The 12,573-nt window shown below is 48.9% G+C and carries 12 protein-coding genes; 10 read left to right on the forward strand and 2 right to left on the reverse strand.

Annotated features, from left to right (window positions below; translation table 11 throughout):
- Positions 1–74 precede the first annotated feature (74 nt).
- The 5 genes from Q4526_RS04940 to Q4526_RS04960 all read left to right on the forward strand — a co-directional run bounded on the left by Q4526_RS04940 (position 75) and on the right by Q4526_RS04960 (position 5,366).
- A complete protein-coding gene (locus tag Q4526_RS04940) occupies positions 75–1,406 on the forward strand; it encodes an MATE family efflux transporter (RefSeq protein ID WP_215975785.1) in 1,332 nt (443 codons plus the stop codon).
- 55 nt (positions 1,407–1,461) lie between these two features.
- Positions 1,462–2,085, forward strand: coding sequence for an adenylyl-sulfate kinase (gene cysC / locus Q4526_RS04945; RefSeq protein WP_215975786.1), 624 nt, complete (start codon positions 1,462–1,464; stop codon positions 2,083–2,085).
- A gap of 17 nt (positions 2,086–2,102) precedes the next feature.
- Positions 2,103–2,882: a 3'(2'),5'-bisphosphate nucleotidase CysQ gene (gene cysQ / locus Q4526_RS04950; RefSeq protein WP_303609540.1), complete on the forward strand. Its 780-nt coding sequence runs from the start codon at positions 2,103–2,105 to the stop codon at positions 2,880–2,882.
- Between the two features lie 223 nt (positions 2,883–3,105).
- The gene (gene prfC / locus Q4526_RS04955; RefSeq protein ID WP_215975787.1) at positions 3,106–4,689 is read left to right on the forward strand and encodes a peptide chain release factor 3; all 1,584 of its coding nucleotides are present in this window, start codon (positions 3,106–3,108) and stop codon (positions 4,687–4,689) included.
- 125 nt (positions 4,690–4,814) lie between these two features.
- Complete coding sequence (locus Q4526_RS04960; protein WP_215975788.1) at positions 4,815–5,366, forward strand: hypothetical protein; 552 nt, start codon at positions 4,815–4,817, stop codon at positions 5,364–5,366.
- A 51-nt stretch (positions 5,367–5,417) separates the two neighbouring features.
- Here Q4526_RS04960 and Q4526_RS04965 read toward each other — a convergent pair whose 3' ends face one another.
- Positions 5,418–6,689 carry a TonB family protein gene (locus Q4526_RS04965; RefSeq protein WP_215975789.1) on the reverse strand — a complete coding sequence of 424 codons (1,272 nt, stop codon included), beginning with the start codon at positions 6,687–6,689 and terminating at the stop codon, positions 5,418–5,420.
- 278 nt (positions 6,690–6,967) lie between these two features.
- Here Q4526_RS04965 and Q4526_RS04970 point away from each other — a divergent pair, with 278 nt between their 5' ends.
- The 3 genes from Q4526_RS04970 (at position 6,968) to Q4526_RS04980 (ending at position 9,290) form a co-directional block, all read left to right on the forward strand.
- A complete protein-coding gene (locus Q4526_RS04970) occupies positions 6,968–7,660 on the forward strand; it encodes a cyclic nucleotide-binding domain-containing protein (RefSeq protein WP_215975790.1) in 693 nt (230 codons plus the stop codon).
- A gap of 135 nt (positions 7,661–7,795) precedes the next feature.
- Positions 7,796–8,479 (forward strand): flagellar brake protein, encoded by a 684-nt coding sequence (locus Q4526_RS04975; protein WP_215975791.1) that lies wholly within the window; start codon positions 7,796–7,798, stop codon positions 8,477–8,479.
- Positions 8,436–9,290 (forward strand): hypothetical protein, encoded by an 855-nt coding sequence (locus tag Q4526_RS04980; protein ID WP_215975792.1) that lies wholly within the window; start codon positions 8,436–8,438, stop codon positions 9,288–9,290. The genes Q4526_RS04975 and Q4526_RS04980 overlap by 44 nt, the downstream gene beginning before the upstream one ends.
- 345 nt (positions 9,291–9,635) lie before the next feature.
- Here the strand turns inward: Q4526_RS04980 and Q4526_RS04985 are convergent, their stop codons facing one another.
- Entirely contained in the window at positions 9,636–10,433 is a 798-nt protein-coding gene (locus tag Q4526_RS04985; RefSeq protein WP_215975793.1) for a hypothetical protein, read from the reverse strand.
- 296 nt (positions 10,434–10,729) lie between these two features.
- On the opposite strand from Q4526_RS04985, the gene dinB reads away from it, so the two are divergent.
- Together dinB and Q4526_RS04995 are read left to right on the forward strand one after the other, a co-directional pair.
- A complete protein-coding gene (dinB, locus tag Q4526_RS04990; protein ID WP_303609541.1) occupies positions 10,730–11,791 on the forward strand; it encodes a DNA polymerase IV in 1,062 nt (353 codons plus the stop codon).
- Between the two features lie 239 nt (positions 11,792–12,030).
- Positions 12,031–12,459 (forward strand): biopolymer transporter ExbD, encoded by a 429-nt coding sequence (locus Q4526_RS04995; RefSeq protein ID WP_215975794.1) that lies wholly within the window; start codon positions 12,031–12,033, stop codon positions 12,457–12,459.
- Positions 12,460–12,573: the final 114 nt, after the last annotated feature.

The raw sequence follows: 12,573 nt of genomic DNA on the forward strand, positions 1-12,573 counted from the left end.
GGCAGCCACCTAGCGGGTCTGGTATACTTTGCCACCCGCCGTTAGGCTCCATACATCCGATTAGGTTGCCATTCATGCCGCCACTTCAGGCCACCATGACCGAGGGGCATGTGCCCACCCAGCTGCGTACTCTCGCGCTGCCGATGGTGTGGGGATTGATGGCGACCATGTCTTTCAATGTTGTCGATACCTATTTTGTCGCTCAATTGGGCAACAGCCAGTTGGCGGCAATGAGTTTTACCTTCCCTGTGGTGATGGTACTGACCAGTATCGGTATAGGCTTGGGCGCCGGCACCTCATCGGCTGTGGCCCGCCTGCTGGGTGCAGGTAATGCTTCCAGCGCCCAGCGCTTGGCAACCGATGCGGTGACACTAACACTGTTGATTGCGGTATCCGTGTGTGCACTAGGTTGGTTTACCATTGACCCTTTATTTACTCTGCTGGGCGCTCCACCTGAGTTGATACCACTTATTCACCAATATATGAGTATCTGGTATTTCAGCGCACCTTGTTTGTTAGTGCCCATGGTGGCGCTAGCATCGCTGCGTGCTATGGGCATGAGTCAAATTCAGGGAACATTAATGAGTGTCGCGGCTCTGTTTAATGCAGCGCTTGACCCTCTATTAATTTTTGGTTTGTGGGGGTTCCCCGAGCTCGGTATCGCCGGAGCGGCTTGGGCCACTTTGATCACTAGAGCACTGACGCTGGTGTTCGCTTTATATATACTGAAAGCTCGCGTTGGGTTATTGGGCCCCTTAAGGGCACCTATAGCCGTTATTGCCAGCTCTTGGCGAACGATTATTCATGTAGGGCTGCCGGCCATGGCGTCCAATATTATCATTCCGCTGGCCAGTGGTGTGGTGGTGATTATGGTGGCAAGCTTCGGTACCGATGCGGTGGCAGGGCTCGGAGTGGCAGTGCGAATTGAGCCATTAGCGCTGATTGCCTTTTACGCATTAAGTGGTGTAGTAGGCCCTTTTTTTGGGCAAAATGATGGAGCCGGAAAGCACCATCGAATGTACGAAGCCTTGACCATCATTACGCTTTTTTGTTTGGGCTTTGGTGCCTTACTAACAGGCCTAATGTGGTTGTTTGGCGCCCAGTTGGCTGAATTGTTTAGTGAGCACCGCGCAGTACTGGAAGTGGCCGTTTTGTATTTGGCCATTGTCCCTTTAAGTTATGGCTTATATGGGCTGACGATGTCAGTCAATGCGGCGTTTAATGGTTTGGGGGCACCTTGGCCGGCCATGATGTTATCCGCCAGCAGGGTGCTTTTGGTATTTCTGCCGTTAATGTTGTTACTCAAGTCAATCTGGGGTTTAACGGGCATATTTATCGCCATTGCTGTTACCAATGCCATTGTGGGTGTATGGGCCTATTTCTGGCTTCGCTCCCGTATTCAATGAGCCAGTAATACATTGTAAGATTGAGTGATCAGAAGAAGGATCAACGAGAGACACTATGAGCCAATCAGATAACCCCTACAAGTTAAAGGACATTACCTTGCCATCTAATGCGGTATGGCACACTTGTACCGTAAGCGCTGCTCAGCGCGCAGAGTTATTACAGCAGATGCCCCGTTGCATCTGGTTAACCGGGCTTTCTGGGTCGGGTAAATCCACGGTGGCCAATGCGTTGGATTCAGCTTTACATAGCAATGGTATTAAATCCTATTTATTGGATGGTGATAATGTCCGTCACGGGCTGAATAAAGACTTGGGCATGACGGAAAATGACCGCGCTGAAAACATTCGCCGAGTAGGAGAGGTTGCAAAGCTGATGGTGGATGCAGGTTTAGTGGTGATTTGTGCCTTCATCTCCCCTTACAAGCGTGACCGGCAGATGGTTCGTTCCATGTTTAATCACGGCCAGTTTATCGAGGCTTATCTGGACACTCCTTTATTTGTATGCGAGGGGCGCGACCCCAAAGGCTTGTATAAAAAAGCGCGCGCCGGTGTGATTAAGCAATTTACCGGTATTAGTGATCCATACGAGCAACCGGAAAATCCTGAGGTCATACTCGATACCAGCAAGTTGAGTGTCAATGATAGTGTTAAACAAATTTTCAATACGTTGGCACAATAACAGCGGAGAGCAAAACCTTGCAGAAGAATCAGTATGAGCAAGTCATCACCATTGCCCAGGCGGCCGGTGATAAAATCATGGAAGTTTACCAGCGCGATTTTGCTATCGAACAAAAAGTAGATCAAAGTCCCTTAACCGAAGCGGATTTGGCCGCTCACACTCTCATAGAAAAGGGTTTGCAAGAGCTGGGAGAAGTGCTGCCAGTGTTGTCAGAAGAGAGCGGCGATATTACTTGGGCCGAGCGTCAGCAGTGGAGCGAATACTGGTTGGTGGACCCTCTCGACGGCACCAAAGAATTTATTAAAAAAAATGATGAATTCACCGTAAACATTGCCCACATAGTTAATGGCGCCCCTGTGTGGGGCGTGGTGGTTGCGCCTGCCTTGGGGGTGACTTATCACGGCGGTACGGCCGTGGAAAACAGTTATAAACGTTCACCCAATGATATCGAGATGCAAGTGGCCGAGCTGCCAAGTGGGACGGCAGATTGGTGCATTGTGGGCAGTCGCTCACACCAAAGTGATGCTTTTGTTGAGTTTGTTAGCCGCTTCCAAGCGCCTAGTATCACCAGTATGGGTAGCTCATTGAAAATTTGTTTGGTGGCCGAGGGGAAGGCTCATTTGTATCCGCGGCTGGGCCCCACCAGTGAGTGGGACACCGGTGCTGCTCACGCGGTATTGCTGGGCGCTGGTGGCAAAGTGGTTGACTTGAACTCCAATCAGCCGCTGCTTTATAACCAGGAGGAGAATATACTCAATCCATACTTTTTAGCAGCTCCCCAAGAATATAATATCTAGGGTATGAATGGTGGTTGAGTTGGTTAAAAATTCTTTGTTTCTTGTCAATGCGCTCAGTGGTTCGCATTAACCAAATTTTCAATAGTTAAAGCAAGTTGTCAGTGTTTATTGTCTGATGGAAATTAGGTGGCTTGCGATAATTAATACACATTTTCCGGAGCTATTTTTTGTCATATAGATTACAAATAATAGCTCCTGCTTTGAACAGGTAATAACTCTTAATATGTCTAACACTGCGTTGCAAAAGCATATCGACAAACGCCGCACTTTCGCGATTATCTCGCACCCTGATGCAGGTAAAACCACCATCACTGAAAAGCTACTGTTGTTCGGCAACGCTATTCAGGTGGGCGGCTCGGTGAAAGGAAAAAAAGGCCCTCATGCCAAATCTGACTGGATGACTATGGAGCAAGAGCGGGGCATTTCGGTGACCTCGTCGGTGATGCAGTTCCCCTATAAAGAGCGCATTGTTAACTTGCTGGATACGCCTGGGCACGAAGACTTCTCGGAAGATACATATCGTACCTTGACCGCAGTGGATTCGGTATTAATGGTGATTGATGGGGCGAAGGGTGTTGAAGATCGCACCATTAAATTAATGGAGGTGTGTCGTCTGCGCGACACGCCTATTTTGTCGTTTATCAATAAAATGGACCGCGATAGTCGCGACCCGATTGAGGTCATGGATGAAATTGAAGATGTGTTGAAAATTTCTGCCGCGCCAATCAATTGGCCGCTAGGTAACGGCTCACATTTTAAGGGTGTATATAATCTTTATACCGACACTCTTCATGTTTACCGCTCGGGTCAAGGCCATACCATTCCTGAGGATGAGCAGGTTAAGGGGTTGGAGACCGACGAGGCGAAACAGTTGCTGGGTGACGAGTACGATGATATTTGTGATGAAATCGAACTGGTGCGTGGTGCCACTCACCAGTTCGACTTGGATGAGTATTTGGCAGGGCGTATGACGCCGGTATTTTTTGGTACTGCATTGGGTAATTTTGGTGTGCGTGAAATGCTCGATGGATTTGTTGAGTGGTCACCTAAACCTATTGGACGCGCGACCAACGAGCGATTTATCGAATCTAACGAGGAAGGGTTTTCTGGATTCGTCTTTAAGATACAAGCCAATATGGACCCGAAACATCGTGACCGTATTGCATTTATGCGTGTGTGCTCAGGGGTGTATAGCAAAGGCATGAAAATGCGGCACGTTCGTCTGGGCAAAGACGTGAAGGTTTCCGATGCGGTTACTTTTATGGCGGGTGACCGGGAGTCCGTGGAGCAAGCGGTAGCAGGTGATATTATCGGTTTGCACAATCACGGCACCATCCAAATCGGTGACACCTTTACCGCTGGTGAGGCGCTTAAATTTACCGGTATTCCCCATTTTGCACCAGAACTCTTTCGTCGTATTCGTCTAAAGGATCCTCTAAAAACCAAAGCGTTGCAAAAAGGTTTACAACAATTGTCTGAGGAGGGGTCCACCCAGGTTTTCTTTCCGCTGAATAATAACGATATCGTGGTGGGTGCGGTTGGGGTGCTGCAATTTGAAGTGGTTGCCTACCGACTTAAAGATGAGTACAAGGTCGAGGCCATTTACGAACCCGTTAATGTGGCCACAGCTCGTTGGGTTGAGTGTGATGACGCCAAGAAAATGGAGCAGTTTAAAAACAAGTGTGAGGATAACCTATCCATTGATGGCGGCGGCCACCTAACTTATTTAGCCCCAACACGCGTGAATCTGTCACTGGCAGAAGAGCGCTATCCGGATGTTAGATTCCGAGCTACGCGGGAACACTGACGCTGTACCGACCCGTAGTGGTGTGGCTGCTATGGGTTAAGCTTGTAGATTACAGTGGTCAGTGCGTTTAGGTATATTACGTTATACTAACGAGACGATTTGCCCTACATGGAACGGGAGCTGGTGTGGAAGAGACAAACGATAATAAAGATCTGGTGTGGGATCTTGACACTTTCAGTCAGCGTCAAAAGGCGGTTAGTTTTGTCATGGGTTTTGAAAACAAACTTTGTGTCTACTCCAGTTCGGTTCGTCAGCTTTACACTAACTACAATATTTTCTTTCCTAAAGAAGAGTCACGTAAGCTTGTGATTCTTCCCAACCCCTATGCCCCGCACGACACCTATAATGGTATTCCAACCCGTTCTGTAACTGCTAGCGGGTTGCATATTGTGCCTGATAGTGCGGGTGCGTTACAGCTTACCCTGCCACTTAAGCGCGGTACTAAAGCATACCGAAAGGTGCCATTGCGAGTAGGATTGCGAATGGTGGAGCAGCGACTGCCCGAAGGAAAGTCATTTTTACCCGTACTAATGAAGGGTGATTTACGTGAGATGGATGCGACCACACCGTGCCTGCATTTGCATTTTATCCATCTAGAGCGCTTAGAGTCTCACTCTGTGTTGGAGCAAACTGGAATTCGCAAGGTAATTGAGAGCCATTTGAACAGTTTGTGCTAATCATTGCGTTAGGTGCAGTGCCGTTTAGACGGCACTGCACCCATTCAGTTGTTATTGCAAAGCGAAAGTAATGGGAATGGTGAACTCGTGAAACTGGCCACTGATGACTTCCGGGATCTCGGCAAAAGGGGCGGCATCCGCGACGGCGTCTAGGGCTTCATTATTCAAAACAGAGTGATCGGCTTCTTCTAACAGATCAGTGCTCAACAAATCGCCATTGCGGTTGATGCGAACCGCAATACGGATAAACCCTTGATAGCCACGAGCCAGAGCTCTTTGTGGATATTCAATTTCTCGCTGAACTTTGATGACCAGTTTGGAGAAGTAACGTTGGTTGGCTAGTATCGACTCCGCGGTAAAGGCCGGTACAAAGTCTTCGTCGGTCTCGTCGACCATTTCACTGGCCTCACTGCTGGATGATGCAGCAATCTGCTCAGTCTTGGCAGGAATCGGTGGCTCGGGAGTGCTGTCTTCGACCACCTCGCTGTCCGGTGCTGGCTCAGAGGGCTCGCTGGTCGCGATATCGTTCGTGGCGACTGTATCAGTGGTGTCCTCAACTGAGCTGGGGCCGGCTAACTCCAGCTTGGGCGGCTTAATGGGGGTGGCGGCAATTGTTGGCTCAGGAGCTGGGGCAACAACAGGTTCTGGCTCAGGCGCAACAGCAGGCTCTGGTGCCGGCTCAGGGGGCGGCGGTGGAGCAATCCATGCTGCAACCTCTTGGCGACGCTCCTCATTGGGTTGAATGTTGCTATACCGGCTTTGCAGTGCACCGCTGACTTCACCTGCTTTTAACAGCTGGTCGCGAAAGGTAGATGATAGGGGCACTCGGCCCACCCAGGCACTCGCGAGTAAGCCAAAAAATGCGTCGCTTTCGATTCTTCCCAGTTCTACACCGTTAACGCTAATGGATGTTCCCTCCCCTGGGGCAAGGGCCATGACAATGTGATCATTTTCCAGCAGGCGATCTTGAAACATTTGGGTAAATGCGACCATGTTGTCCGCCTGCTCGGTCAGAGCGCTAGAGCGAATATTAATGGCCATGCCTTCAATCCACATGCGGCTAAAACGTCGGGCAGCCATGCCTCGGTCGGCGGTGATTTTCATCTCCAGCCGCATCGGCATATTTGAAGCTACCAGTAAGTCGGCGGCTTCGGTCAAGCGCTCGCTATAGATAGCCCCGATAAACCGGTCTTTACCTAGTTCTTGGTGTATCGCCATACCGTTTAACAGGGGCTCTGCATGAGCTTTGCCGATAAGCAGTAGGCTTACCAATAAAGTCATTAGGTAGGCTGGCCAGAGAGAGTTTTTTCGATTCGTTTGCATACTTGGCTTCACTTTTACGATAAGGTTTTATTCTTGGAAGTACGGTAAAGCAATGATTTTGGTACTTTATCAAGCGATCAACTTCAACTGTACCGAAAAACAACTCGTCAGAAAAGCAGTTTGGTTGGAATCTTGGCGTAGAATAGAGAATTGTCAGCTGCATTTGCTCTGAACGAGCGGAAAGGCTATAAAGTGTAAAGAACTGATAGCATTACATTGAAAAGTACCCGCTCGGTGGTACCTAAAACCTGTTAATTGAGCTGTATGGGCACGTATTTATGGAAATTAAGCGCATTGAAACAATGGGACGGCAAACGATAGAGCAGTTATTATCGGCCATTCCGTTTTTCAAAGCGGTCAAGCAGGCTGATTTGAGCCAGTTTGAGGTGTTGTTACAGTTTTCCCGTATTATTACCTACGCCCCTGGTGAAGTTGTCTTGCAGCGAGGCGATGGCGATCAGTGTTTGTACTTTTTGCTTAAGGGCCGTTTGGCGGTCTACCCTGGCGAGAGTCTCACTGCTGATCCAGTCAACTTTATTACCCCAGGAGAGGTGTTCGGTGACCTAGCCAGGCTTACCCACAGGCCTCGTTCGGCAACCATTGTCGCCGATAGCCCAGGCCGGGAAAGCATGGTGTTTTCGTCGGATTTCAGCGAGTTAGACAATCTGCGTTCAACGTATCCGATCAGCCTGCAAACTAAATTACTCTATTATCGAAACACGGTACATAATTTACGCTGGAAGCTTGAGGTCTATCGCTCGCAGCATCCTAAAGATGATCTGGCCAATCAGCACCGAGCCATCAGATTATATATGGGGCCTAAAGATACGCCCGAAGAACTGCAATCGCTCTACCAGCAAGCGTGTGAGTTAGCGAATTTGTTGGTGGCTTGGAACGATCAGTTTGGTGGTTTGAGCGGTGCGCAAGAGGCCTCAGGGGCAACTCAGCTGATCAGCGCAGTTGACCATTAACAGTTTTGACATGACACGGGTCATCATTGATAGGCTTAGCCCCACTTTGCTCCATGTAAAAAAGCGAATAGCGCACCTTATCGCGATGCGTTGGCTGCTCGCCTGAAAATTGAATATTAATGAGACTTGTTAACGATGGACTTTGAGGCCTTAAAACTTCCCCATGGCACCTCCCTTCAGTTACAGGTGACCAATGGGCAGGGGCAGCCAGAGCGGTATGCTTGTCGCTTTATTGGGGCCGTGCCTGGACGCAATTTAATGTTTTCCGTCCCCAAAGCCGCTGGCAAGCTTGTGCGTTTTCGGCCTGGTCAGCGATTGGCGGTGCGTATGATGGTGGCCAATGGGGTTGGTGTATTCGCCGTGGCAGTTGAAGCGCAAAGTAATGAGCCATTCCCTTTACTGTTTGTAAGTTATCCTGAATCGGTTAAATTCAAAGGTATTCGCAACGCCACGCGTGTGGTGGTTGATTTACCCATAAAAGTCGAAAATATCAGTAGCCTGACTAGTGTTAATGGTGCGGGCTACATAGCTGACATTAGCGTTACCGGTGCCCGCTTAGAATTAACAGAGGCATTGGCGAGCATTGGAGATGAGGTCATTATCCGGGCCCAAGTGCCTGTTGAGAGGCTCGCTTTACAATGGTCGATTAAGGCGGTTATTCGCTCTCGCGTGGAGCGCAGCACCCAGGAGCAAGTCCAAGAATTATCTGCGGTTTATGGTATTGAGTTTATCGAAAGCGAGCAGGAATCACTATTAACACTATATGCCTATGTGTATGCTCAAATTGTTGCCGATCAAACGCCGCAAGACAGTGAATAAGCAAGCGCTATTGATATTGGCGCTGGCTCTGACAACAGGTTCAGCCAATGCGGTAGAGCTCGATCAGTTACACCTGCCTAAAAGTTATTTGCGGTACCTGCCTCAATTGCTCGATGGTGCACGTTTAATGGAGTCTAGCGAGCAGTGCCACAAGTTTCTTTCCGGCACTCTAAAAACGGATGCCAGTCGCTTAGAGCGACCAGTTTTTGTGTATGCTTGCCGAGATGAAAGCTTATTAACCTATCGCTGGCTGGTCGACGGAATAGATTTAACGATCCTCGATTCCACGCGCCCCACCGGACGCATCAGTTTTACTGACCTACAAGCTGAGATCGATGCGGAGCGAGAGCGAATGCGCGCATTGGAAGCGGTGCGACAGGAACAAATGGCAGCCCTAAAAGCGGAGCGCGTGAAATTAGAAAGTATGCGTCAGCAGGAGCAGAAGAGACGTCAAGAGCTGCTTCGCCGTAAAAAGCTGTGGCAGGTATGTATGCAGAAGTTTAAATTCCAAACTCAGAATATGCAGGCCGTAGAGCTTAAAACCCTAGCACAACCACAGGCCATAGAATTAACGCAAGAGGATAAGCAGGCTCAGTCTCAATCAAGCCTGAGTGATGGCTCTCCTGCCGCCGCTGCGTCTAATCTTGCCATCCGTTTTATAATAGACTTTGATGCACGTGATATTTACGATCAGGCGCTCAATTACCGAGGGTACTGTGATGTGTCTGCTCAAGAGGAAATCGATTTAAATATCCATCCGCGCGCCCTGGAGCTAGAGTCGGCCCAAAGTTCAGAGTCAGTCGCTCGCTAGTTTATTGGGGAGTTTCCGGGTGCACACCTGGCCTGTTAACGCTGATTATCAATTTTGTGGTGTTTTAATCCTGCAAGGGTTTTAAGGTTATGAGTTGAGTGCGGCAGCTGGGACTGTCACTTGTTACCGCGCCGCCGCGGCTTTTTCCTTAGACTCTACACTTGTGGTGCCGGTTGCACTCCGGGTGCTCATAAGACGCCGACTGCTTCCGTATAGGTTATTTAAATGAGGGGGCAGTCAAAAGTGCAAATCCATGCTTGCATGGTTAACCGGGTCGTAAGCGTTCCGGCATAAAAAAACCGCCCTAATGGGCGGTTTTTTGTTTTTCCAAGCTTATACGACTAATTACTTAGCCTTTGGCTTGCGACCGCGTTTAGCAGCGGCTTTCTTGGCCGGTGCTTTTTTCGCAGTGGTTTTCTTTTTGGCCGGAGCTTTTTTAGCGGTTGTTTTGCGCTTAGCTGGGGCCTTTTTTGCCTTGGCTTTAGTGGCTGCTTTCTTAGCTGTGGCTTTTTGCTTGGCAGCAGCTTTTTTGGCGGCGACTTTAGCTTTGGCAGCGGCTTTACGCTCGGCAGCTTTTTGCTTGGCGGCGGCTTTCTTAGCAGCAGCTTTAGCTTTGGCAGCGGCTTTACGAGCGGCTAGTTTGGCTTTGGCGGCAGCTTTGCGCTCGGCAGCCTTTTGCTTGGCAGCGGCTTTCTTGGCAGCAACCTTAGCTTTAGCAGCAGCTTTTTTGTCAGCAGCCTTTTGCTTTTTGGCCATTTCACGCTGAGCTTTGCTCATGGCGGCAGAGAACTGAGCTGCTACCTTGTTGCCTGACTTGATTGAGGCCAGAGTCGCTTTGGCTTCAGCCAGAGCTGCGCTGGCGCTGTTAGCGGCAGTTTGAGCTTTCTTAACGGCGGCGTTAGCAGCAGTCACTTGTTTGGCCGAAGCCGGGGTTTTCTTTTTCTTTTTCGCAGCGGCCAGTTTTGTTCTGGCTGCTTTCAATGCGTTCTTTGCTTTGGTTACCGCTTTTTGCTGAGAATCAACGGTTTTAGCCGCCGCCTTTTCTTCAGCACTGCGGGCCTTGTTCAGTTGGGTTTGCAGCTGATCAAGCTGTTTTTCCAACTGTGCAACTGTATTTACAGTTTGGGTTTTACGAGCAGCCATGGTGAGCTTCCTTTATTGTTGTGAACAATTGTTATGAACAAAAAAGTGAACGGAATCTTTCCGCTGCCAATACGTTAAAACTTTGCAGAGGAATTTCAACCATTTTAAAGCATTTTTATTGAAAAAAACGCAGAAAATGGAAAATTAATGCCGATTTCGATGATTTTTTTGCCACTTGCTAAGAAAAAACGCATTTATAGAGCGTGCAAAGGATGAAATACAATTATTTTTTTAGACGCAGTACCGAAGTGTTGCAGGATATATACTGAATGCATGTACAGTTCATGGGGGTTTTTTTGAATCGATTTATAATTCATATTGATGCGGATTGTTTTTTTGCTGCGATTGAAATGCGCGATCGGCCCGAATTATTCGATCGTCCAATGGCAATTGGCGGCAGTGCAAACCGACGTGGTGTAATTTCAACGTGTAATTATTCGGCGCGACAGTTTGGTGTGCGCTCGGCTATGGCAACGGCATACGCATTAAGATTGTGCCCGGGCTTAACATTGCTGGAGCATCGTATGGCACTGTACCGAGAAGTCTCGCAAGAGATGATGGCAATATTTCACAAATATTCCGATATTGTTGAGCCGTTGTCACTGGATGAAGCGTTTCTCGATGTCTCATCGAATTGTGAATCGCTGCAGGAGGCGGGAAGCCTAGCGCAAGAGATCAGGCAAAAAGTTTGGCAAACATTGGGGATTACGGTCTCCGCGGGTGTTGCCGGTAATAAGTTTCTGGCCAAGGTGGCCAGTGATTGGCGCAAACCCGATGGAATGTTTGTCATTGATAGTGATCGGCAGAATTCATTTGTGGCGCAATTGCCTATACGGTGTATACCCGGCGTAGGGAAGGTCACCTCTGATCAGTTACAGTTTATGGGCGTGAGTTTGTGCCAGGATCTTTATTGTCACAGTGAAAACGATTTAGTTAAGCGTTTCGGTCGTTTTGGTGCTCGACTTTATCATTTAAGTCGAGGTGTGGATGAGCGGCCGGTCAAGCCGACACGGGAACGAAAGTCCGTTAGTGTGGAGCAAACCTACGCTCAAGATATCGAATCACTGAACGCTTGTGAGGCTTTATTGCCCGAGCTGTATCAGCGATTAATGCTACGGCTAGAAAAGCTGCCGGCGGATACGGTAATCGCTAAAGGGTTTGTCAAAATAAAATTTTCAGATTTCCGTCAAACCACGCTGGAGCGATTAGGTGGGGATTGGGCGGCGGATGCATTTTTACCCTTACTTGCACAGGCTTACTCGCGGGGTAATGGCCGGGTACGTCTATTGGGGTTGGGGGTTAGATTGGCGGGATCAGGCCCTCAGTCCGCTGCTGTGGAGCAAATAAACTTATTATAAAAAGCGGTTACCCGGGGGCGATTGGCTTGCGCAACACAGCGGTGGCCTGCACCAAGGTGGTGCGCCGGTGCGGGCTGCCTTCTTAGTATCCGTTGGTTTTAAAGTGACCCGATAAAAATTTTTACGCATATTTGCATGAAAAAGGTCTTCAAATGGTTAGTCATGGCCACCACAAGCTGGTAGTATTGCTCCTCGAAAATTAATACCAACCACCAGTAATAATAACGGGAGTGTGCGCGGTGAGTCGTAGAAAGAAAAACCGTAGCTCTGAAGAAAGTAATGATATCGATCTGACGCCAATGCTGGACGTCGTCTTTATCATGCTAATTTTCTTCATCGTAACAGCGTCTTTTGTTAAGGAAATTGGCCTCGACGTCAATGTGCCAGAAGAAAATGACGAGCCACCACCAGAGAATGCGGATCCTAATATCCTGGTTCAGATTACCGCTGACAACCAAATTTGGATGTTTGGTGATAATGGTTTGCGTCGGATAGATGAGGCTGCCGTGCGTTCTAATATCGCCCAGATGCGTGCCGAGCTGCCCAAGGCTGCGGTGATCATTCAGGCTAACCACGAAGCTGACTCAGGTGTTTATGTTGCTGTGGCTGATGCCGCTCGTGCAGCCAAGGCTCCTGCCGTCGTACTGGTGCCAGTGGAACACAACTGATACTCGTTCAAGAGTGTGAGTTAAAAAACCACCTACGGGTGGTTTTTTTATGCCTGTAAAAAGCGTTTAGAGTGCAAAGGTGTTGGCATTGCTCTGAAGTCGGTGTGAGTGGTC

This window comes from Gilvimarinus sp. 2_MG-2023, from assembly GCF_030547685.1.
Taxonomy (GTDB): domain Bacteria; phylum Pseudomonadota; class Gammaproteobacteria; order Pseudomonadales; family Cellvibrionaceae; genus Gilvimarinus.